Source organism: Pseudomonas sp. NFACC45 (genome assembly GCF_900113505.1).
In the GTDB taxonomy this organism is placed as follows: Bacteria; Pseudomonadota; Gammaproteobacteria; order Pseudomonadales; family Pseudomonadaceae; genus Aquipseudomonas; species Aquipseudomonas tehranensis.
On record NZ_FOPO01000005.1, the window covers coordinates 390,514 to 411,374 of the forward strand.

Below are 20,861 nucleotides of genomic sequence, written 5' to 3' on the forward strand. Positions count from 1 at the left end.
ATGTCGACACCGCTCACCCCCGATCAACTGCTGCACGCCTACCAGGTGATGCGCACCATCCGCGCTTTCGAAGAGCGCCTGCACGTGGAATTCGCCACCGGCGAGATCCCCGGTTTCGTCCACCTGTATGCCGGCGAAGAGGCGTCGGCCGCCGGCGTCATGGCCCATTTGGGCGATGACGATTGCATCGCCTCCAACCACCGTGGCCACGGCCATTGCATCGCCAAGGGCGTGGACGTGTACGGAATGATGGCCGAGATCTACGGCAAGAAGACCGGCGTCTGCCAAGGCAAGGGCGGCTCCATGCACATCGCCGATTTCGAGAAAGGCATGCTCGGCGCCAATGGCATTGTCGGTGCCGGCGCGCCCCTGGTGGTGGGTGCCGCGCTGGCCGCTCGGCTCAAGGGCACCGACAGCGTCGCCGTGGTGTTCTTTGGTGACGGCGGTTCCAACGAAGGCGCGGTGTTCGAAGCCATGAACATGGCCTCGGTGTGGAACCTGCCGTGCCTGTTCATCGCTGAAAACAATGGCTACGCCGAAGCCACCGCGTCCAGTTGGTCGGTGGCCTGCGATCACATCGCTGACCGCGCCGCCGGCTTCGGCATGCCGGGAGTGACGGTGGATGGCTTTGACTTCTTCGCCGTCCATGAAGCGGCCGGGGCCGCCGTCGAGCGCGCCCGGGCCGGGGAAGGGCCGTCACTGATCGAGGTCAAGCTGACCCGCTATTACGGCCACTTCGAAGGTGACGCACAGACCTACCGGGCTCCCGATGAGGTCAAGCATTTCCGTGAAAATCAGGACTGCCTGATGCAGTTTCGCGAACGCACCACCCGGTCCGGGCTGCTGGCGGCCGAGCAGTTGGACCAGATCGACAAGGAAGTGGAACAGCTGATCGAAAACGCGGTGTACAAGGCCAAGTCCGATCCCAAGCCCACGGCGGCGGACCTGCTGACCGACGTCTACGTCTCCTATCCCTGAACGCTGCTTACTCGAACAAGAACCTAAAACAAAAACAGAGAATCCCATCATGGCGAGAAAAATCAGCTATCAGCAGGCAATCAACGAAGCCCTGGCCCAGGAAATGCGCCGCGACGCCAGCGTCTTCATCATGGGCGAGGACGTCGCCGGTGGCGCCGGTGCGCCCGGTGAAAACGACGCCTGGGGCGGTGTGCTCGGCGTCACCAAGGGGCTTTACGACCAGTTCCCCGGGCGTGTGCTGGATACGCCGTTGTCGGAAATCGGTTACGTCGGCGCGGCGGTCGGGGCGGCGACCTGCGGCGTGCGCCCGGTGTGCGAACTGATGTTCGTCGACTTTGCCGGGTGCTGCCTGGACCAGATCCTCAACCAGGCGGCGAAGTTTCGCTACATGTTCGGCGGCAAGGCCTCCACGCCGCTGGTGATCCGTACCATGGTCGGTGCCGGTCTGCGCGCCGCCGCCCAGCATTCGCAGATGCTCACCTCCCTGTGGACGCACATCCCGGGGCTGAAAGTGGTGTGCCCGTCGTCGCCCTACGACGCCAAGGGCCTGCTGATCCAGGCCATTCGCGACAACGACCCGGTGATCTTCTGCGAACACAAGTTGCTCTACAGCATGCAGGGCGAGGTGCCGGAAGAGCTCTATACCATTCCTTTCGGCGAGGCCAACTTCCTGCGCGACGGCAAGGACGTGACCCTGGTCTCGTACGGGCGCATGGTCAACACCGCGATGGACGCCGCGCGCAGCCTGGCCGGGCGTGGCATCGACTGCGAGGTCATCGACCTGCGCACCACCAGCCCGATGGACGAGGACAGCATCCTCGAAAGCGTGGAGAAGACCGGGCGCCTGGTGGTCATCGACGAGGCCAACCCGCGCTGCTCCATGGCCACGGACATCTCGGCGCTGGTCGCGCAAAAAGCCTTCGGCGCGCTCAAGGCACCGATCGAAATGGTCACCGCGCCCCATACCCCGGTGCCGTTCTCCGATGCCCTGGAAGACCTGTACATCCCTGACGCGGCGAAGATCGAACAAGCCGTGCTCAACGTGATCGAGTGGAGCAAGCGCTGATGAGCCAGATTCATACCCTGACCATGCCCAAGTGGGGCCTGTCGATGACCGAGGGCCGGGTCGATGCCTGGCTCAAGGAGCAGGGCCAGGCCATCACCAAGGGTGATGAAGTGCTGGACGTGGAAACCGACAAGATCTCCAGCAGTGTCGAAGCACCCTTTTCCGGGATATTGCGCCGACAGGTCGCCCGGCAGGATGAAACCCTGGCGGTCGGCGCCTTGCTCGGCATTGTCGTCGACGGCGAAGCCAGCGATGCCGAGATCGATGCGGTCATTGAGCAGTTCCAATCGACCTTTGTGCCCGGCGACGCTGCCGATGAAGACAGTGGCCCGAAACCTCAGAAAATCGAACTGGACGGCCGGGTGATCCGCTTTTTCGAGCGTGGCGAGGGCGGCACGCCGCTGCTGCTGGTGCATGGTTTTGGCGGCGACCTGAACAACTGGCTGTTCAACCACGAGGCGTTGGCGGCCGGGCGTCGGGTCATCGCGCTGGACCTGCCGGGCCACGGCGAATCCGCCAAGACACTGCAACGCGGAGACCTGGACGAACTGAGCGCGGTGGTGCTGGCCTTGCTCGATCACCTGGACATCAACGCTGTGCATCTGGTGGGGCATTCCATGGGTGGGGCGGTGTCGCTGAACGCCGCGCGCCTGATGCCCCAGCGAGTACGGTCGCTGACCTTGATCGGCAGTGCCGGGCTGGGCGCGCAGATCAATGGCAGCTACCTCAAAGGCTTTGTCGAAGCGGCCAACCGCAACGCCCTCAAGCCGCAACTGGTGCAACTGTTCTCCAATGCCGAGCTGGTCAACCGGCAGATGCTCGATGACATGCTCAAGTACAAGCGCCTGGAGGGCGTAGACGCAGCGCTGCTGCAACTGTCAGCGACGCTGTTCGCCGACGGTCGCCAGCAAACGGACTTGCGCGAAGTGGTGCAGGCCGGCGAGGTGCCGACCCTGGTGATCTGGGGCAGCGACGACGCAATCATCCCGGTGGCCCACAGCGACGGGCTGCATGCCCAGGTGGAGGTACTGCCCGGCCAGGGGCACATGGTGCAAATGGAAGCGGCCGAGCAGGTCAACCGGCTGATCCTCGGGTTCATTGAGCAGCATTGATCGGGCGGGCGGCGAGGTGATTCGTCGCCCCTACAAAATTCTGGAGGCAACCCTATGAACGTTTCAATCAAGCCTACCCGCAGCATGCGCGCCGCTGTCTGGCATGGCCGCAACGACATCCGCGTCGAAGACGTGCCGCTGCCCGTGTCGCCGCCGGCCGGTTGGGTGCAGATCCGCGTGCAATGGTGCGGCATCTGTGGCTCTGACCTGCATGAGTATGTGGCCGGGCCGGTGTTCATTCCGGTGGACGCACCGCACCCGCTGACCGGGATCAAGGGCCAGTGCATCCTCGGCCATGAATTCTGCGGTGAAATCGTCGAACTTGGGGCCGGTGTCGAGGGTTTCAGCGTCGGTGAGCCGGTGGCGGCCGATGCTTGCCAGCATTGCGGCACCTGCTATTACTGCACCCACGGGCTCTACAACATCTGCGAAAACCTGGCGTTCACCGGGCTGATGAACAACGGTGCGTTTGCCGAATTGGTCAACGTACCGGCCAACCTGCTTTACAAATTGCCAGCTGATTTTCCCGCCGAAGCCGGTGCGCTGATCGAGCCGTTGGCAGTGGGTATGCATGCGGTGAAAAAGGCCGGCAGCCTGTTGGGCCAGAACGTGGTGGTGGTCGGCGCCGGAACCATCGGCCTGTGCACCATCATGTGCGCCAAGGCCGCCGGCGCGGCGCAGGTGATTGCCCTGGAAATGTCCGGTGCGCGCAAGGCCAAGGCCCTGGAAGTGGGCGCCAGCCATGTCATCGATCCGAACGAGTGCGATGCCCTGGCCGAGGTGCGACGCCTGACCGCTGGCCTGGGCGCCGATGTCAGCTTCGAGTGCATCGGCAATAAACACACCGCCAAACTCGCCATCGACCTGATCCGCAAGGCCGGCAAATGTGTGCTGGTGGGGATTTTCGAGGAGCCCAGCCAATTCAACTTCTTCGAGCTGGTGTCCACCGAAAAGCAGGTGCTCGGTGCGCTGGCCTATAACGGTGAGTTCGCTGACGTGATCGCCTTCATCGCCGATGGGCGCCTGGACATCTCGCCGCTGGTGACCGGGCGAATCCAGCTGGAGCAGATCGTTGGCCAGGGGTTCGAGGAACTGGTCAACAACAAGGAGCACAACGTGAAGATTATCGTGTCACCTGCAAGGATCTGAGCGCGCCCGAGGTGGGCGATTGGCGATGGCCGGCAAGCGGCCATCGCATTTTTTATCTCAGGTGTAAGCCAGCAAGCGCCCACACAACACCACCGTGAACCATATCGCCACAGACAGCACCGCCTGCGCTTTTGCCAGTCCTGGTGCCGCGCTGGCGGTGTTCCATTGGCTGACCGTGCGATAAATACCGAGGTGAAACACCAAGGCGTTGAGGCCCGCTGCGGCAATCAGGCTCAGCTTGAGGATAAACACGCCGTTGCCGGCGAAGTCATGGGGATGGGCGCTGAACATCAGCAAGCCGGCGGGCACGATCAACAGCAGGGCCGCAAGGGCCCAGGGCAGTAGGTGGCGGGCCAGCGCCGTCACGGCAATGCCCTTGGATACCCCCAGCACCCGCAAATCGAACATCACCACCGCGCCCACCAACAGCGAAAACCCGATGATGTGTACCACCTCAACCGACGGGTAGAGCCACAGGTCGCCGCGCATGGCCTGCGCCAGGGCTGAACCCTCCAGCCGGTCCAACCAGCCTTGCGGGTCGTTGCCTGCCTCGAGGGCCTGCATCAGCGCAACTCGACGGTCTTGTTGTCGACGGTGATGCGTTCTGCGCGCAACTCATCGGGTTTGTTGCGGTTGGGATAGCCGGCCACACCCACCTGGTTGCCAGGCTTGAGCATGTCCTTGCTCAGGCCTCGGTTCTCCATGCGTGATGGCGGGGCAAGGACCACGGTCCAGGTTTTGTCCGGCGTTTTCAGGCGCACGAAGCCATGGGGGTGCGAATAGCCGGACTCTTCTATCGTTCCGTTGAGTTGCAGGGGATTGTCAGTGTTGTACTCGCTCCAGCCGTGGTGGGCCAGGACGGTCGTTGCCATCAGCATCAACGAAAAGCCGATGCAACCGAGTATGTGTTTCATGGCAGGTCTCCTGTTGGATCATCGGTTCAGCCCGGCCGGTAGTTGCGCCAGACGCGGTCTTCGCCGAGCTGCAGTGCCTGCTCCTCTGCTGCGCGAAACCTGCGGTCGCAGTCGAGGAAGAATTCATCGAGTTGCGGCGGTTTGACGTGGGTGGCACTGAGCATGGTGTGGACCTGTCCGCGATGATGGATCTGATGTTCGAACAGGTGCAACAGCAGCCGGTCGATTCGTTCGCGCACCACACCGTCGACACGCACCAGATCGACGAAGCGGGCGAGGTCGTTTTCCCGCAGGGCTTCGCAAAATGCCACCAGCCGCTGGTCGGTTTGAGTTTGGTTGTGCCTCAGTGCCGCAAAGGCCAGCGTCTGGGAGAAGTCCTTTATCTGGCCGTCACGGTCGCCTTCCAGAGCAGTGAGATAATAGCGGTCCACCTCCAGGATGTGGCAAAGCGTAGCCTGGATGGACGGGAAGAACCCCGTGCGCGGCGCCTCGTATTCGGCCTCGCTCAACTGCGCGCAGGCGCCGAGCAGCCTGTGGTTGGCCCATTGGTTGTTCAGGGCCTGGGCCAGGAAATAGTTCATGGGAAGCCTCCCTGTCATGGCCGCCACAAATCCTGTGGGAGCGGGCTTGCTCGCGAAGACGGCGGCACATACAGCATAGTCCTACCAGACAGACCGCTTTCGCGAGCAAGCCCGCTCCCACATGGATTTCTTTATCTACCTGGAGTGCCAGGTCGGTTCTTAAAGCCCCACATCCGGCAACACCGGCCGATTGGCCAGGGCCTTGGCCATGATTTGCTCGACATACGCCCGATCCTCCTCCGGCAGCGCCAGGCGCGGTGGGCGGGTGAGGGCGCTGCCGCGACCGGCGATGGCTTCGCACAGTTTGATGCACTGCACCAGGTCGGCGCGGGCGTCCAGGTGCAGGATCGGCATCAGCCATTCGTAGATCGGCATCGCTTCGGCATAACGTCCGGCGCGAGCCAGGCGGAAAATGGTTTCGCCTTCTTGGGGGAACACGTTGGACATCCCCGAGACCCAACCTTCGGCACCCACCGCCAGGCTTTCCAGCACCACGTCGTCCAGGCCGGCAAACAACACAAAGCGGTCGCCGACCTCATTGCGCACGTCGATGAAACGCCGAGTGTCGCCGGACGAATCCTTGAAGCACACCACGTTGTCGCAATCGGCCAGGGAAATCAGGATGTCCGGGGTCACGTCATTCTTGTAGATCGGCGGGTTGTTGTAGACCATCAACGGCACGTCGGCATGCCGGGCCACGTAGCGGAAATGCTCGGCGGTCTCGAACGGCTTGGAGCCATAGACCAGCGCCGGCATCAGCATCACCCCGTCGACACCGACTTTACGCACGGCGTTGGCGACCTTGGCCGCCTGCACGCTGGTGAACTCGGCCACGCCGCAGATCACCGGCACCCGACCCCGGGAAGCGTCCACCGCCACTTCGGTCACGGCGATTTTTTCCTCGGCACTCAGGGAGGTGTTTTCCCCCACCGAACCGCAGACCACCAGGCCTGACACTCCGTCGCGAATGACGTTGGAAATCACTTGATGGGTTTTTTCCAGGTTGATGGAAAAGTCATCGTTGAACTGCGTGGTGACGGCGGGGAATACGCCGCTCCAGTTGATGCGTTTGCTCATGGTTGTCTCCGGTGGTTAAGGGTATTTCTCATATACGTAGGTAAAGTTGAGTCGAATACAGAGCTTTTGTGGCGAGGGAGCTTGCTCCCGCTGGGCTGCGAAGCGGCCCCAATAACTACCTGGCAACTCGGGGTGTCAGGCAAATCCAGAGGGCCGCTTCGCGACCCAGCGGGAGCAAGCTCCCTCGCCACAGGGATGTGCAAAGTTCGAAAGTCATGCGCCAGGCCAGGTGTCTGAAAGCCGATACCCTTGCGGCCACGGGTCTTCTGGATCCAGCAACAGTTGATGCGTGCCGGTGATCCACGCGCGCCCGGCGATACACGGATAAATCGCCGGGCGCCCGGCCACTTCGGTCAGTGAATCGATACGGCAGTGGAACTCGGAGCCGATGATCGAGCGGCCGATGAAGCGCTCTCCCACTTGCATCAACCCCTTGGCATGCAACACCGCCATGCGCGCCGAGCAACCGGTGCCGGTGGGGGAGCGATCGATCTTGCCGGGCTGGATCACCACGGCGTTGGCACCGCTGGCAATGCCGTTCTCCAGGACGATGGGCGCGGCGATCTGACAAAACGAGATATGCGACCAGTCAGGGTTCAACGGATGGACAAAGCCCAGTTGTTCGTTGGCGGCCCGGGTGATTTTCAGCCCCACGGCCACCAACTCGGCCGCTTCATCGGGGCGGATGGCAAAACCCAGGCGCTGGGCGTCGACGATGACGAAACTGTCGCCGCCGTAGGCGGTGTCCACCTGCAGCGACCCCAGTCCCTCGACTTCGATCCAGGCATCAAGGCGGTCGGCGAAGGAGGGCACGTTCCTGATTTCCACCCGCTGGACTTTGCCGTCACGACAGTCGGCCACCGCTTCGATCAGCCCGCCGGGAGCTTCGAGGACCAAGCGCGTCTGGGGTTCGGTCATGGGCAGGATGCCGCTGTCCAGCAATACGGTGGCGACGCACAACGAGTTGGAACCGGACATCGGCGGGGTGTCGGCCGGTTCCATGATGATCCAGGCCATCTGCGCCCGTGGGTCTTTGGCGGGCACCAGCAGGTTGACGTGACGGAACACGCCACCACGGGGCTCGTTAAGCACGAAGTTACGCAGGGTCTGGTCCTGGGCGATCCAGCGTGACTGCTCCCATACGGTGGCGCCGGGCGGTGGTGCGACGCCGCCGACGATCACATCGCCGACTTCGCCTTCGGCGTGGCAGCTGACGATATGGATGATTTTTGATGAGCGCATGAGTCAAATCCTTGTGTTGTCCTGTAGGGCCCCATCGCGGGCAAGCCTTGCTCCCACAGCGTTCTGTGGCGTCCACAAAGCAATGTGGGGGAAAGCCTTGCTCCCACAGAGTTCTGTAGCGTTCACAGAACAATGTGGGAGCGAGCCTGCTCGCGATGGGGCCATTGGCTATTTCACCGACTTGAGAAACGCCGCCGTCTCCGGCTGCACAGGGTTGCCAATCACCTGATCCGGCGGCCCGATCTCATGGACCCGCCCGTCGCAGAAAAACGCCACGCGGTCGGACACGTCCCGGGCGAAGCGGATCTCGTGGGTCACCAGCACCATGGTCATGCCGTCTTCGGCGAGCATGCGCATGGTGTCCAGCACTTCGCCCACCAATTGCGGGTCCAGGGCCGAGGTGGCTTCGTCGAAGAGCATGTAGTCCGGCGACATCGCCAGGGCTCGGGCGATCGCCATGCGCTGTTGTTGACCACCGGAAAGCTTGCCGGGGAAGGCCTTGAGCTTGTCTCCCAGGCCCACATGCTCCAGCTGTTGCAGCGCCAGCGCTTCGGCCTCCTGCTTGCTTTTGCCCAGCACTTTGCGAGGCGCCAGCATCACGTTTTCCAGCACCGTCAGATGGGGAAAAGCGTTCCATTGCTGGAACACGATGCCGATCTTCTGCCGCAAGCGGTTCAGGTCGGTGGCGCGGTCGTGGACCTCGATGCCGTCTACGCGGATGCTGCCTTTGTGGATCGGTTCCAGGCCGTTGATGCACATCAGCAGGGTCGATTTGCCGGAGCCAGAGCCGCCGATGATCGACACCACTTCCCCTTTGTCCACCGTCAGGCTCACGCCCTTGACCACTTCCAGCTCGCCGAAGGATTTGTGTACGTTTTCGATCTCAATCATTTTCCTGCCACCTTCTTTCCAGACGTGCGCCAAGGCGGGCGACCACCAGGCTCATGACGTAGTAAATGAGGCCCGCGATGCACAGCACCAGCAGCGGTTCCTGGATGCGGGTGACGATGGTTTGCGAGGCGCGCAGCAGTTCGACAATGCCGATCCACATCACCAGCGCGGTGTCTTTCATCACGCCCAAGACCAGGTTCAGCCAGCCAGGGAACGCGACCCGCGTGGCAATCGGCAGGACGATGTAGCGCAGATCCTGCAGGTAACTCAGGCCCAGGGAGCGACTGGCCCGCCGGGTACTCAACGGCACCGCCAGCACGCCACCGCGCACGATCTCGGTGAAGTAGGCGGCAGCGTAGACGCCGAGCACGATGCAACCGACCGCGAAGGCGCTCAGGTTCAGGCCGACGATGCTCTTGAGGGCGTTGAACAGTACAAACTGGATCAGCAGCGGCACGCTGCGAAACACGTCCAGTACCCAGGCCAATGGCAGGCTGGCCCGAGGCAACAATGCCCGTAGCAGGCCGAACAGCAAGCCGGCCAGGGTGCCCAGCAGGATCGACCACGCGGTCAGTTGCAGCGTGACCCAGGCCCCGTCGAGCAAGAACAGCAGGTCGTTAAGGGTGAGGCTGGTTTCAAACATGACGAGACCTCAATAACGAAACAGGCGCCAGGACAACAGCCGGGCCAGCCCGACGATCAGCTTGGCGATCAGGTAGTACAGCAGCGCCGCGAGGGCGAAGTATTCGAAGGTGCGGAAGGTTTTGACGTTGTATTCCTGAGTGACGCCGGTGAGGTCGTTGTTCAGGCCCACGACCACACCCAGGGAGGTCATCAGCACCGCCCAGACCATTTGGTTGGTCAGCGGGTAGAACACGATGCGCAACAGTTGCGGGACGATGATCATTCGGTAGGCCTGCCAGGCGCTCATGCCCAGGGAGCGGGCGGCGCGCATCTGCGTACTCGGCACAGCCTTGAGGCCGCCGCGAAAGTTTTCCGCCAGGTAACCGGCGTTGTTGAAGGTGATCCCGGCCAGCAACGCCAGCCAGGAACTGACGTGCAGCCCGAGAGAGCCGAGGCCGAAGTAGAGGATGTAGATCTGGAACAGCGAGGGCGTGTTGCGGGCGATCGACACCCAGCCGTTGCCCACGCCGCGCAGCAGCGGATGGCGGGCCTGGCGCATCACCGTCAGCACCAGGGCGATCAGCACGCCGAAGATCATCGACAGCGCCGCGGTCTCGAAAGTGACCCAGGCCCCGGCGAGCATGTCGGGCAGGGCACGCAAGGCCGGGCGCCACTGGAAACTGTAGTCAAACATCGGTCAGCCCCCCCGTATGGACAGTCGGTTGCAGCCACGTCGGCGGTTGACCGTTGGCCGTTGCGCTGCACGCGGCTTCAACGCATTGCGCGAGGCAGGCAAAGTGCACGCCGCGACCGACCAGACCCGGCGCGTAATGGGCATATTTACCGGAGTTGGTCATCAGGGTGGTGGCGTGGGGCGGGATGACCGGCTCGCCCAACATGCACCAGCAGGTGTCGGTGACCAGGAGCGCGCCGAAGGCTTCGATGGCCTGCAGGTGGCCCGCCTCGCGAGCCTGTTCCAGTACCGCTCGGCCACAGGTGATCGCCAGCACCACATCCGGATGTTTGTGGCGGCCTGCGCACAGGGCCGACAGGGCGGCAAATTCGCTGAGGGAAAAATGCGGGTTGCCCAGGGAGACCACGTCCACATGGCGGTGCCGGGCGCTGTTGAGTTCGCGCCAACTGGCGAGCAGGCCGGCAGCGCTGACAGTGTCCTGCGCCAAGCTGATACCTGGCGCCAGGACGTCGGCAGGGTCGAGGGCCTCGGGCGTCACCCCGGCGATGTGGAACAGCGGCGCGGCGCTGGTGGTGGCGAACGCGGCGCCGAAGGCTTTCAAGTCATCCCGCGTGGGGGCGGCTTGCTCCAGGCCGCGGATCAGTGGAATGCGACGGCCCGTCAGGCTGCCGATGTGATAACCCAGCAGCGGATAGAAGCTGTCGTCCACGGACCCCAACGGCGGCACATCGATAATCAGCGCGGCTTTGCGCTGCGCGTCAAGATGGCAGCCGGTCAACGGCGCACGGCCGCAGAGGGCGATGCAGATGTCCAGGAAGTCCGGGTACTTCTGCGTGCGGGCGCCGAGCACGCTGTTGGCGTAGACCACGGCGTTGGATTCGGCCCAGACGATTTGTTCGCCAGCCTTGGGCGCACTGTCGAGCAGGTAGGGGGCACAGGTGAAACTCAACTGCGCACCCATTGCCATGTAGGCATCACCCAAAGCACTGGCCGGCTCACCCAGGGCCGGGTCGACGCCCAGCTCCCGCCAGCGCCGCTGGTCCACGGAAATCGAATTGAGCGTGGTGGGAACGCGCACCTTCGCCCCCCACTGCACCAGTTGTTCGGCAAAACGCAGGCTGGCCGGGCCGGTATAGATGCAGCCATCGATGTGGGCCTGGGTCACATCCAACAGTTGTGTGGCGCCCTGGATCTCGGCCATGCGCAATACAATGTGCATCGCGACCTGGGCCGCCTTGCCGTGGCTGCCATCGAGCAGCGCCTGGTCCTCTTCGCTGAGGCTGATGGTTGAACAGTTGAGCGCGGGGGTTGGAAAGTCCAGCCCATGCCAGCCATCGTTGGGGCGCTGACCCGACAAGGTCAGGCCAGCGCCTTCAATGCGCACAAAACCCTGACCGCGCAACCGGTTGAAGGCCTCGCGCCCGACACACACCACCGGCAGGGAACGCTGGAAAATCACCTGCGCCACCAACACGCCCAGGGTCAGGATTTCATCTGCCTCGGCCAGCACCAGGGCCGCAGGGGCGTGACCGTTGCTGATCAGCTCCATCAGCACGCTGCTGCCGGTGCAGGAGCCACGCCCGCTGGGAATCGCCAGCACGCGCCCGGCCAGGCGTTCGCCGCTCAACGGATGATGGCGGTCAATGACCTCGCCGCTGGCCGGATCGACCCCGCCCCAGAAACTCAGGCCCACATCGGCGTACAGCAGGGCGCCCTGGGCGGCACCCTCCACCAGACTTCGGCCCGTCATACGGGTAGGCGTGCTTGGCATGTTCCAATCCTCAGTAGTAAACCTGCGGCACCACCAGGTCGGCCGGCGGGATGTCGGTGCCCACCCATTTGACGAACAGCTCCTTGTAACGGCCAGTGCGCACCTGCTGATTGACGAAGAGGTTGAGGTAGTTGATCAGGCCGTACTCGTTGCGCTTGGCGCCCAGGGACACGTAGTCGATGACATAGGGCGCGTTGCCGGCGATTTTCAGGTTCTTGTACTTGCCCGACTTGAGGGTCGCGGCCGCCACGGTGTTGGTCACCACGGTCGCATCGATGTGTCCTTGGGCGACGGCCAGCAGCGTGTCGTTCTGCGACTGGTAGGCGCGGAAACTGCCGCTGCCCCAACTCTTCTGGTCTTTTTCCAGGGCGATGGCTTCGTAGGTGCCGCTGGTGTTACCCAGAGGTTTGCCTTTGAGGTCGTCGTAGCTGTTGATGCCGGTATCGTCGCGGGTCAGCACCACCATCTGAAACGCGAAGTAGGGCACGGTCAGGCCCACGGTCTTGGCCCGCTCCAGAGTGTCGGAGGTTGAGGCGACGATCACGTCCGCACGGCCGGAAACAAGCGCCGGGATCCGGTCCGGGAACGGTGTTTCCACCACTTCGGGTTCCACGCCGAGGACTTTCGCCAGGTCGTGGCAATAGTCCACGTCAAAACCAGCAGGTTTATTGCCAGCGTCACGAAAACCCATGGGCGGGAAGTCCAGGGTCACGGCGCAGCGCAGTGTGCCGGAGCCGATGATGTCGTCGAGTTTGTCGGCGTGAGCGGGGGCGATGAAAAGGGGCGTGAGGGCAACGCTCAGGGCTACAGCCAATGCAGGGTTTTTCATAAATGCCTCGCTGTCGAATAAATGCGGGTGAAATATCGTATTGAGGATTTCGTATACGATATTAAATAAAGCAAACAACGTGCCGATTTGAGGTCGAGACAGCAGGTCTCGGTAAGGTGTTGATGTGCATGCGTTAAAAGATTTGCGGCTGCAACAGGGCCGTGCATCGCTTCAACGCGATGTTACAGATGGGAGCAAATCGGACAGCTCCATGCCCCGCCAGGGAACACCGGTCAGCGCTGATTTTCGCGATACTGGCTGGGCGAAAGGCTGGTCAAGGCACGGAACTGCCGGCTGAACGCGCTGTGATCGGTGTACCCGCAGCGCAAGGCGATTTCGGTGATGGGCAGGTCGTGGTCCAGTAACAACCGCGAGGCTTCTTCCAACCGTGCCTTGTGAATCATCTGCCGGGGCGTGAGCTGGAAGATGCGTTTGCAGTGGCGCTCCAACTGCGCCACCGACAACCCGGCGATGGCGGTCAGGTCGGCAAGGCTGATGGGGTGGGCGAAGTGCTGCTTGATATGAGCATCCACCGCCGCCAGTTTGTGGAACGCGGGGTGACTCGACTGGGGCAGTTGCAGGTCCCGGGAAATCCCGGCCAGGCCGACGATCTGGCCGTTGGGCTGGTGCAGGGCGAGTTTATGAGTCAGGCACCACACCGGCTGGTTGCCGTAGTACAGGTGCAGTTCGAGCTGGTCGGCCAGTTCCCGGCCGCTGGCCAGCACCCGTCGGTCCTGCTCGGTGTACAACGGGCCGAAACGCTCGGGGAAAACCTGTTCGGCGGTGAGGCCCAGCAGGTCGCTGCTTTGTTTGAAGCCGCAACGCCGGGCCAGGGTCTGGTTGACGAAGGCGTAGCGGGCTTGGCTGTCCTTGATGAAAAACACCACGTCCGACAGGGTGTCGAGCAACGGCGCGATGGGTTGCAGGCTGTTGAGCAGGGTAGGCAAATCGCAGGGGGCGAAGGACGTGAGCGTGGGGTACATGGTCCAGCATCGCCTCCTGGTGGAACGAGTTTGCTTGCGGTAGCGCAGTGTCGATCGAAAATAATGGGCTTGTCACCTTGGAATCGCACGGTGGTTCGCCCAGTTGTTTATGAACGACCCGAAGCAACTGTGGGAGCGAGCCTGCTCGCGATAGCGGAGTGTCAGTCAACATCAATGCTGCTGAGCCGGCGCTATCGCGAGCAGGCTCGCTCCCACAGGGGGATCTTATGCCGGGCTCAAGCGGGCGGGGTTTGTTCCAGGTGCAACAAAGTCTCGATCCGCGCCGGGCTGAAGGGCGGGCGCGGCGTGGGTGAGGGCCAGCCGAACAGATGTTCCAGCGCAGCACCGCAAACCCGCCCCTGACAGGCGCCCATGCCGCACCGGCTCGCCAGTTTCGCTGCGCGCCAGTCTTGGTGGCCGACCAGCTCGCCATACGGCACGTCTTCGCAGCGGCACACCAGCGTGTCGTCCCGAGCGAGGGTCTTGAGTCGCTGGTCCAAGGCGAAGGCCTTGTTCAAAGCCCGGGCGAAACCTTGCCAGCGTGCCCGGCGAGGCCACAAGCGTTGGGCGGCGACGCTATTGCCGACGGCGCTGTGGCCGGCGATGGCGCCTTCCACCAGCGCCAGTTCGCTGCCACCGAACCCGGTGCATTCGCCGGCGGCGTAATGATCGCGGCGGGTGGTCGCTTGCCAGGCGTCAACAGCCAGCGCCTGGCCTTCAAGGCCGCAGCCCAGGGCCTGGCCGAGCTGGGTATTGGGAATGAGCCCGAAACCACAGGCAAGACGGTCACAGGCCAGTTCAAGTGTCTCGCCCCGGTGTAGCAAGCGCACGCCCTCAAGCCGCTCGCGACCCAGGGCCTCCAGCACATGAGTGCCGGTGCAGTAGTTCGGATCGAAAAGGCTCAATGACTGCAAAAATTTGCCCGGCCAGCGTGGCAGTTGCGCGGCGAAACCAGCGACGGCGCCGCGACTGGCCTGCTCGGCGATCCGCAGTACCTGCGCCCCTTGATGTTTGGCGGTGGCGGCGCTGGCCAGCAGCAACGGGCCGCTGCCGGCGATCACCAGCCGTTCGCCGCGCACTGGCAGACCACTCTTGATCAATGCTTGTAAACCACCGACAGCGGTCACCCCCGGCAACGTCCAGCCGGGGAAGGGCAGCAGCAGTTCGCGCGCGCCGGTGCACAGGATCAAGCGCTGGTAGGTGATCTGCCAGCCGCGTTCGGCATCTTCCACCAGCAGGGTTTTATCGGCGGCACAGGCTATGACCCGGGTGCCGGCGTGGCAGCGCACATTGGCGCAGGCCTGTAATGAGTTGCGCAGACGTCGGGCCTCGGCAGGGAGGTGAGCCTGGGGGCCGTCGCGCCAGATCTGCCCGCCCGGCCATGGATTATCGTCCAGCAGCACAATGCGCGTGCCGCTGCTTGCCGCAGCCAGGGCGGCGGCCATGCCGGCGGGGCCGGCGCCAATGATCAACAGGTCGGTGGTTTCGTTCATGGTTGTGTTTGCACCCGCATGCCATCGCGGCACAGCGTCTGGCAGGCCAGGCGTCGATGGCCATCGATTATCACCCGGCATTCCTGGCAGATGCCCATGCCGCACAGAGGCGCGCGGCGCTGGCCGCTGACCGAAGTGCGGCTGCAACCGTCCGCGCCCAAGGCCAACGCCGCCGCAACGCTGGTGCCGTTGGCGACCGACAAGGGGCGGCCGTCGATGACTAATTCAGGCATGGGCCGGTTCTCCGAGGAAACGCTGTGGCAGGTAAGCTTGAGGGGCTAGCGGCGAGGTTTCATTGAACAGTTGCGCGACCAGCAAGTCAGCCGTTGCGGGTGCCGTTGTGGCACCGAGGCCTTCGTGACCCACCGCCAGCCACAGGCCAGGGCGCTGCGGATGTTGCCCCACCAGCGGCAGGCCGTCGGGGCTGGCGGCGCGAAAACCGGTCCAGGCGCGGATGCCGTTGAGGTGTGCCAGGCCTGGCATGTAGTCGACAGCACGCTTGAGCATCTTTGCCAGCATCCAGCCCTCCACCTGCGGGTCGACGGTGCCGAACTGTCGCGAGGCACCGATGAACAGCTGCCCGGTCGGACGCGGTTGGATATTGCATGCCACCGATGGACCGCTGGCGTTGTGAGCACTGGTGACATACCCCAGCTCCACCAGGGTGTGGGAGACGGTGGCGGGGTAACGATCGGTGATCAACAAATGGCCCTTCTTGGCTTCGATCGGCAACTCCGGGCACAGCTCGGTGGCCTGGATGCCATTGGCGAGAATCACCGCTTCGGCGTTCAGCCAGCGACCATCCTCAAGACGCACCCGATGGCCGTCCACTTCAACGACCTGGGCGCGTTGCTGATCAATATTGACCTCGTCCAGCATCCAGCGCGCGGCGGCCGGCGCATACAGGATCCCGTCGCCCTTGATCAGCAGGCCGCCCTCCAGACCTTCGCGCAGTTGCGGCTCACGCTGCTGCAGGGCAGTACGACCGATCAGCTCGCAGTCTTCGTCATGGGCCAGCAAATTCAGGTACTTGCTATGGGCAACAGCCATTTCCTCGGCATTGGCCGCCAGCCACAGGGTGCCGTTGTTGCGCCACGCGCAGGCGTCGGGCAGGGCCGGTGCCAACTGGCGCCAGCGCTGCAGGGAATATTGACTGAGGGCCAGTTCCGCCGGGTTGTCGTCCAGCACTAGCAAGTGGCCCATGCCGGCGGCCGTGGCGCCGTGCCAACCGGCATCGAGTACCAGGACCTTCAAGCCTCGCCGGGCCAACATTCGGGCGCAGGCGGCGCCGATGATGCCGGCACCGATGATGATCACATCGGCGACGTGGCCGGGGTTCACGGGACGATGCCCCAGGCGAAAGGATCATCCGGCTCAATGACCAGCGTGGTTTCGGCGCTGATATAGGCGCGGCCGCGAATGGTCGGCACGATGCGCTCGCCGCTGAACTCATAGGAGCCTTCGAATTCGCTGCCAATGACACTGGCCTGGCGCCAGATCTGCCCGGGTTGCAGTTTGCCGTCCGCAGCCAGGCACGCCAGTTTGGCGCTGGTGCCGGTGCCGCATGGGGAGCGGTCATACGCCTTGCCAGGGCAGAGCACGAAGTTGCGGCTGTCGGCTTGCGGGTCATCGGCAAACAGTTCGATGTGATCGATCAGGCCACCGTCCTCACCCCGCAGACCTTGCTGTTCCAAGGCCTGCTGCACGGCGTAGGTGTAGGCGGTCAACGCGTCGAGGTTGTCGCCCGCCACGCGCTGGCCATGGTCAGCGATCAGGAAAAACCAGTTGCCGCCCCAGGCCACATCGCCCACCACCGGGCCGATACCGGGCACCTCCAGGCTCAGCGCCTTGCGGTAACGGTAGGCCGGTACATTGCGTACGCTGACCGAACGGTCCTCATGCAAGGTCGCTTGCACCGTGCCCACCGGGGTTTCAACGGTGTGCACGCCAGGGCCGATCTTGCCCAGGTGTGCCAGCGACGTCACCAGGCCGATGGTGCCGTGGCCACACATGCCCAGGTAGCCGCTGTTGTTGAAGAAGATCACCCCGGCACAGGCGCTCGGATCCTGCGGCTCACAGAGCAGCGCCCCCACCAGCACATCGCTGCCGCGCGGTTCCAGCACGCAGGCGGTGCGCCAGGCGTCGTGTTGTGTCGCCAGACGCTGGCGGCGCTCGGCCATACTGCCTTGGCCCAGATCCGGAAAACCGTCGGTGACCAGACGGGTCGGTTCGCCGCCGGTATGGGAGTCGATCACGGTGATGCGTTTCATGGGAGGCCACATCCGTTCAGGTGAGTGAACGCAAGCGTGGCCCGTGCAGGCGGCTGGCGGCTTGATGGATTTAGCCTGTGCTCATGACGAAATCGGCACAGTCCGGATCCATCAGTGACTGGCAGGCAAAAACTCGAACAGCGTCCGGCACACGCCGGCGATATGTTCATCGAGTAACTTCACTGCCCGCTCAACATCACCCGCGCGGCAGGCTTTGATGATTTCCCGGTGCTCGTGATCGGCGCGGTCCTTGCCGGCGGACAGGCTCATTTGCATGCGCAAATAGCGTTCCAGCTTGTCGTGGACCGAACGAATCAAACCCACCAGAAAGGGCCGTTGCGCCGGCTCGTAGAGGCAGGCATGTAACTGCCAGTTGAGCTCGGCCCAACGGCCCACGTCGTCCTCACCAATGAACTCCTGGCAGATGCCTTCGGCGCGAGCAAACGTTTCTTCGGTCATGTGGGGAATTGCCAGGCGCAGCACTTTGTCTTCCAGCAGCATCCGCACCTCGAACATCTGCGCCAGCTCCGCCTCGGAAATGCGTGTGACCATCGCCCCGCGATTGCGCTGGAACATCACCAGCCCCTCGGCTTCCAGGCGCTTGAGGGCTTCGCGCACGGGAATCTTGCTGACGTTGAACTGCCGCGCGATGTCGTCCTGGCGAATCGGCTCGTCCTCGGCAAAATGCCCGGCCACGATGGCTTCGCGCAGATGACGGGTGATGATTTCCGAGGTGGAAGGGGTGTTGCCCAGGTCAGGCAGATTGAACTTGGATAAGGTCACGGCGGCGATCGTTTGGCTTGGTTGGGGATATGGTATACGACTTTGCCCGCTGCCGTGTCGAGCTGTCCCCGGCATGACCTGCGGTGCCGTTGGCACGTTGTTCTGCAAGGGTATTTTATAGAGGGCATGAATAGGAATTTATATCAAACAAGAATGAGTTGCTGTATCTTTCACGACACATTTTGGTCGGCCTCAGGGGGGCTGACGTACTTTCATTAGGATTGTGCATCGATGCGTCGGATTCTCGTTTCACTGTGTGTGCTCCAGGCTTATTCCGTATCCACGTGGGCAGACGAGCCCATGGCCGCAACCTCCGCGCCATTGGAACTGCAAGCCACGGACATCGTGGGTCTTTCGGATATCGAGTCCGCGCAGGGGCCCGTCAAGGGATATCACGCGACCCGTTCGGCCAGCGCGACACGTACCGACACCGCGATCCATGAAACCCCACAGTCCATTTCCGTGGTTTCGCGCGACGTGGTGGAAGACCTCAGCGCCACCCGGCTGCAAGACGCACTCGATTACGCCGGCGGGGTTGGCAGGGCGAACAACTTCGGCGGCCAGGGCCTGACCACGTTCACGGTCCGTGGCTTTACCACGGGCGAGTTCTACCGCAACGGTTTCCCGATCAACCGCGGTTACCCGAACATGCCTGATGCCAACACTATCGAGCGCCTGGAAGTGCTGCGCGGCCCGGCGACGATGCTGTACGGTCGCGGCGATCCAGGCGGCACCTTCAACGTGGTGTCCAAACAACCATTGGCCGAACGCACCGTAACCCTGGGCAGCCAGGTCAGCGACCAGGGCATGCGGCGCGGCACCCTGGATGCCTCAGGCCCGCTGGACGAAGAAGGGCGCCTGGCTTATCGTCTGAACGTGATCGGCGAGGGCGGCGATACGTTCCGCGACCACGTCGAGACCGAACGCTACGGCATTGCGCCGGTGGTGACCTGGCAGGTCAACGACACCACGCGCCTGACCTTCGAAGGCGACTTCATGCGCAACAATGCGCCGCTGGACCGTGGCCTGACCCACTACGCCGGCCAGCGCGGCACCGCCTCGCGCGATACGTTCTTCGGCGAAAAAGACGCCGGCAAGTTGCACAACGACAACAACATGCTCCAGGTGCGCTTCGAGCACATGCTCAACGACGACTGGACCCTGGCCGGTGGGACCCAGTGGCTGGACGGCACGTTGCAGGGCAACGCGGTGGAAGGTAACGGTATCGCTGCCGATGGGCGCACTCTGGGGCGCAACTTCAACTATCGCAAACTGGAGTGGACTGACCGGGACACCCAACTCAACCTCACCGGGCATTTTTCCACGGGCGGGTTCGAGCACACGCTGTTGACCGGCATCGAGTACGAAGACTACGACTACCAGTCGATCATCAAGCGATCCTCCGGCGCCGTCGGTGCCTACCCGATCGATATCTTCGATCCGGTGTATGGCCAGCCACGCCCGGCGTTGACGCGCACCCCCACCGATGATCAGGAAAACCTCAAAACTTTCGGCGTGTTCATTCAGGACCAAGTGGCGCTTACCGAACGTTTGAAGGTGCTGGCGGGGGCGCGTTTCGAGCGCTTTGAGCATGAATACGAGACCTTCGTCCCTGTACCCCCACCCCAGCAGCCGGGCAGCAGAAACTGGGACATCAGCCACAACGCCGTCACCCCACGCCTGGGAGTGATCTACGACCTGACCGACACGGTGGCTGTCTACGCCAACACCGCCCGCTCGTTCAAACCCAACAACGGTGCCAGTCGCGGAGGCGGCGGGTTCAAGCCGGAAGAGGGCAAGTCTTATGAGATGGGGGTCAAGTGGGAAGCCTTGGACCGTCAGTTGAGTGTCGATGCGGCGGTGTACCAGATCGAAAAGCGTAATGTGCTCACCACTGATCCAGTGGATTCCGCCTTCAGCGTGGCCGCTGGCGAAGTGCGCAGCCGTGGTTTTGACCTGAATGTGGCAGGCAATTTGACGCCGGAGTGGCGCGTGATTGGTGGTTACGCGTATGTGGATGCCGAAGTGACCAAGGACATTAATATCCCGTCCGGCACCCGCTTGCTCAACGTGCCCAAAAACACCTTCAGCCTGTTGAACGTCTATGAGTTCCAGGATGGCGGCCTCAAAGGGCTGGGCCTGGGACTCGGCGCCAAGTATGTGGATGAACGGGCCGGCCAGACGGCGGCCAATGCATTCTCCATGGACAGCTACACCGTGGTGGACTTGCTCGGTTACTACAAGGTCAACGAGCGGATCCGCCTCAACCTGGACCTGAAGAACCTGTTCGACGCCGACTACGAAGAAGGCGCTTTCGGCAACGTCTATGCCTACCCAGGCGCACCGCGAACCGTGCAGGCCGGCATCTCCTACACGCTCTAAGTTCTGTGCTTCATGAAAACCC

21 protein-coding genes are annotated in these 20,861 nt (G+C 63.0%); 5 read left to right on the forward strand and 16 right to left on the reverse strand.

Going from position 1 to position 20,861, the window contains the following annotated elements; all coding sequences use genetic code 11:
• From BM132_RS11905 to BM132_RS11920, 4 genes are all read left to right on the forward strand, one after another.
• Complete coding sequence (locus BM132_RS11905; protein ID WP_092398737.1) at window positions 1-978, forward strand: thiamine pyrophosphate-dependent dehydrogenase E1 component subunit alpha; 978 nt, start codon at window positions 1-3, stop codon at window positions 976-978.
• 49 nt (window positions 979-1,027) lie between these two features.
• Entirely contained in the window at window positions 1,028-2,044 is a 1,017-nt protein-coding gene (locus BM132_RS11910; protein ID WP_092455482.1) for an alpha-ketoacid dehydrogenase subunit beta, read from the forward strand.
• Entirely contained in the window at window positions 2,044-3,156 is a 1,113-nt protein-coding gene (locus tag BM132_RS11915) for an acetoin dehydrogenase dihydrolipoyllysine-residue acetyltransferase subunit (RefSeq protein ID WP_092455484.1), read from the forward strand. Before BM132_RS11910 ends, BM132_RS11915 begins: the two co-directional genes overlap by 1 nt.
• A gap of 84 nt (window positions 3,157-3,240) precedes the next feature.
• Window positions 3,241-4,305 carry a 2,3-butanediol dehydrogenase gene (locus BM132_RS11920; protein ID WP_250886118.1) on the forward strand — a complete coding sequence of 355 codons (1,065 nt, stop codon included), beginning with the start codon at window positions 3,241-3,243 and terminating at the stop codon, window positions 4,303-4,305.
• Window positions 4,306-4,362: 57 nt separating this feature from the next.
• On the opposite strand, the gene BM132_RS11925 is transcribed toward BM132_RS11920, so the two are convergent.
• The 16 genes from BM132_RS11925 to BM132_RS12000 all read right to left on the reverse strand — a co-directional run bounded on the left by BM132_RS11925 (window position 4,363) and on the right by BM132_RS12000 (window position 18,457).
• On the reverse strand, window positions 4,363-4,869 hold the full coding sequence (locus tag BM132_RS11925; RefSeq protein ID WP_092455488.1) for a DUF6644 family protein: 507 nt from the start codon (window positions 4,867-4,869) through the stop codon (window positions 4,363-4,365).
• On the reverse strand, window positions 4,869-5,219 hold the full coding sequence (locus BM132_RS11930) for a DUF6152 family protein (RefSeq protein ID WP_092455490.1): 351 nt from the start codon (window positions 5,217-5,219) through the stop codon (window positions 4,869-4,871). Before BM132_RS11930 ends, BM132_RS11925 begins: the two co-directional genes overlap by 1 nt.
• Before the next feature lie 26 nt (window positions 5,220-5,245).
• Window positions 5,246-5,800 (reverse strand): DinB family protein, encoded by a 555-nt coding sequence (locus BM132_RS11935; protein WP_092455493.1) that lies wholly within the window; start codon window positions 5,798-5,800, stop codon window positions 5,246-5,248.
• A gap of 159 nt (window positions 5,801-5,959) precedes the next feature.
• Window positions 5,960-6,877 carry a dihydrodipicolinate synthase family protein gene (locus tag BM132_RS11940; RefSeq protein ID WP_092455495.1) on the reverse strand — a complete coding sequence of 306 codons (918 nt, stop codon included), beginning with the start codon at window positions 6,875-6,877 and terminating at the stop codon, window positions 5,960-5,962.
• A 213-nt stretch (window positions 6,878-7,090) separates the two neighbouring features.
• The gene (locus BM132_RS11945) at window positions 7,091-8,119 is read right to left on the reverse strand and encodes a trans-3-hydroxy-L-proline dehydratase (RefSeq protein WP_092455497.1); all 1,029 of its coding nucleotides are present in this window, start codon (window positions 8,117-8,119) and stop codon (window positions 7,091-7,093) included.
• Window positions 8,120-8,287: 168 nt separating this feature from the next.
• On the reverse strand, window positions 8,288-9,010 hold the full coding sequence (locus tag BM132_RS11950) for an amino acid ABC transporter ATP-binding protein (protein ID WP_047228972.1): 723 nt from the start codon (window positions 9,008-9,010) through the stop codon (window positions 8,288-8,290).
• The gene (locus BM132_RS11955; protein WP_092455499.1) at window positions 9,003-9,653 is read right to left on the reverse strand and encodes an amino acid ABC transporter permease; all 651 of its coding nucleotides are present in this window, start codon (window positions 9,651-9,653) and stop codon (window positions 9,003-9,005) included. The genes BM132_RS11950 and BM132_RS11955 overlap by 8 nt, the downstream gene beginning before the upstream one ends.
• Window positions 9,654-9,662: 9 nt before the next feature.
• Window positions 9,663-10,328, reverse strand: a complete 666-nt coding sequence (locus tag BM132_RS11960) for an amino acid ABC transporter permease (protein ID WP_092455502.1) — start codon at window positions 10,326-10,328, stop codon at window positions 9,663-9,665.
• On the reverse strand, window positions 10,321-12,099 hold the full coding sequence (locus tag BM132_RS11965) for a cis-3-hydroxy-L-proline dehydratase (RefSeq protein ID WP_092455504.1): 1,779 nt from the start codon (window positions 12,097-12,099) through the stop codon (window positions 10,321-10,323). Before BM132_RS11965 ends, BM132_RS11960 begins: the two co-directional genes overlap by 8 nt.
• A 10-nt stretch (window positions 12,100-12,109) precedes the next feature.
• Window positions 12,110-12,928, reverse strand: coding sequence for an ABC transporter substrate-binding protein (locus BM132_RS11970; RefSeq protein WP_092455506.1), 819 nt, complete (start codon window positions 12,926-12,928; stop codon window positions 12,110-12,112).
• Window positions 12,929-13,161: 233 nt separating this feature from the next.
• On the reverse strand, window positions 13,162-13,911 hold the full coding sequence (locus BM132_RS11975) for an AraC family transcriptional regulator (RefSeq protein WP_092398711.1): 750 nt from the start codon (window positions 13,909-13,911) through the stop codon (window positions 13,162-13,164).
• Window positions 13,912-14,147: 236 nt separating this feature from the next.
• Window positions 14,148-15,404, reverse strand: coding sequence for an NAD(P)/FAD-dependent oxidoreductase (locus BM132_RS11980; RefSeq protein WP_092455508.1), 1,257 nt, complete (start codon window positions 15,402-15,404; stop codon window positions 14,148-14,150).
• Entirely contained in the window at window positions 15,401-15,637 is a 237-nt protein-coding gene (locus BM132_RS11985; protein WP_092455510.1) for a 2Fe-2S iron-sulfur cluster-binding protein, read from the reverse strand. Before BM132_RS11985 ends, BM132_RS11980 begins: the two co-directional genes overlap by 4 nt.
• Window positions 15,630-16,745 carry an NAD(P)/FAD-dependent oxidoreductase gene (locus tag BM132_RS11990; RefSeq protein ID WP_092455513.1) on the reverse strand — a complete coding sequence of 372 codons (1,116 nt, stop codon included), beginning with the start codon at window positions 16,743-16,745 and terminating at the stop codon, window positions 15,630-15,632. Before BM132_RS11990 ends, BM132_RS11985 begins: the two co-directional genes overlap by 8 nt.
• Window positions 16,742-17,674 carry a 4-hydroxyproline epimerase gene (locus BM132_RS11995; protein ID WP_092455515.1) on the reverse strand — a complete coding sequence of 311 codons (933 nt, stop codon included), beginning with the start codon at window positions 17,672-17,674 and terminating at the stop codon, window positions 16,742-16,744. Before BM132_RS11995 ends, BM132_RS11990 begins: the two co-directional genes overlap by 4 nt.
• Before the next feature lie 111 nt (window positions 17,675-17,785).
• Window positions 17,786-18,457 (reverse strand): GntR family transcriptional regulator, encoded by a 672-nt coding sequence (locus BM132_RS12000; RefSeq protein WP_092398701.1) that lies wholly within the window; start codon window positions 18,455-18,457, stop codon window positions 17,786-17,788.
• A gap of 231 nt (window positions 18,458-18,688) precedes the next feature.
• Here BM132_RS12000 and BM132_RS12005 point away from each other — a divergent pair, with 231 nt between their 5' ends.
• On the forward strand, window positions 18,689-20,839 hold the full coding sequence (locus tag BM132_RS12005; protein ID WP_092455517.1) for a TonB-dependent siderophore receptor: 2,151 nt from the start codon (window positions 18,689-18,691) through the stop codon (window positions 20,837-20,839).
• The last annotated feature ends 22 nt before the right edge of the window (window positions 20,840-20,861 follow it).

Bases quoted from the DNA above. Each gene is read 5' to 3' on its own strand.
- BM132_RS11905 (WP_092398737.1), top strand. From the start codon at position 1: ATGTCGACACCGCTCACCCCCGATCAACTGCTGCACGCCTACCAGGTG.
- BM132_RS11910 (WP_092455482.1), top strand. From the start codon at position 1,028: ATGGCGAGAAAAATCAGCTATCAGCAGGCAATCAACGAAGCCCTGGCC.
- BM132_RS11915 (WP_092455484.1), top strand. From the start codon at position 2,044: ATGAGCCAGATTCATACCCTGACCATGCCCAAGTGGGGCCTGTCGATG.
- BM132_RS11920 (WP_250886118.1), top strand. From the start codon at position 3,241: ATGCGCGCCGCTGTCTGGCATGGCCGCAACGACATCCGCGTCGAAGAC.
- BM132_RS11925 (WP_092455488.1), bottom strand. From the start codon at position 4,869: ATGCAGGCCCTCGAGGCAGGCAACGACCCGCAAGGCTGGTTGGACCGG.
- BM132_RS11930 (WP_092455490.1), bottom strand. From the start codon at position 5,219: ATGAAACACATACTCGGTTGCATCGGCTTTTCGTTGATGCTGATGGCA.
- BM132_RS11935 (WP_092455493.1), bottom strand. From the start codon at position 5,800: ATGAACTATTTCCTGGCCCAGGCCCTGAACAACCAATGGGCCAACCAC.
- BM132_RS11940 (WP_092455495.1), bottom strand. From the start codon at position 6,877: ATGAGCAAACGCATCAACTGGAGCGGCGTATTCCCCGCCGTCACCACG.
- BM132_RS11945 (WP_092455497.1), bottom strand. From the start codon at position 8,119: ATGCGCTCATCAAAAATCATCCATATCGTCAGCTGCCACGCCGAAGGC.
- BM132_RS11950 (WP_047228972.1), bottom strand. From the start codon at position 9,010: ATGATTGAGATCGAAAACGTACACAAATCCTTCGGCGAGCTGGAAGTG.
- BM132_RS11955 (WP_092455499.1), bottom strand. From the start codon at position 9,653: ATGTTTGAAACCAGCCTCACCCTTAACGACCTGCTGTTCTTGCTCGAC.
- BM132_RS11960 (WP_092455502.1), bottom strand. From the start codon at position 10,328: ATGTTTGACTACAGTTTCCAGTGGCGCCCGGCCTTGCGTGCCCTGCCC.
- BM132_RS11965 (WP_092455504.1), bottom strand. From the start codon at position 12,099: ATGCCAAGCACGCCTACCCGTATGACGGGCCGAAGTCTGGTGGAGGGT.
- BM132_RS11970 (WP_092455506.1), bottom strand. From the start codon at position 12,928: ATGAAAAACCCTGCATTGGCTGTAGCCCTGAGCGTTGCCCTCACGCCC.
- BM132_RS11975 (WP_092398711.1), bottom strand. From the start codon at position 13,911: ATGTACCCCACGCTCACGTCCTTCGCCCCCTGCGATTTGCCTACCCTG.
- BM132_RS11980 (WP_092455508.1), bottom strand. From the start codon at position 15,404: ATGAACGAAACCACCGACCTGTTGATCATTGGCGCCGGCCCCGCCGGC.
- BM132_RS11985 (WP_092455510.1), bottom strand. From the start codon at position 15,637: ATGCCTGAATTAGTCATCGACGGCCGCCCCTTGTCGGTCGCCAACGGC.
- BM132_RS11995 (WP_092455515.1), bottom strand. From the start codon at position 17,674: ATGAAACGCATCACCGTGATCGACTCCCATACCGGCGGCGAACCGACC.
- BM132_RS12005 (WP_092455517.1), top strand. From the start codon at position 18,689: ATGCGTCGGATTCTCGTTTCACTGTGTGTGCTCCAGGCTTATTCCGTA.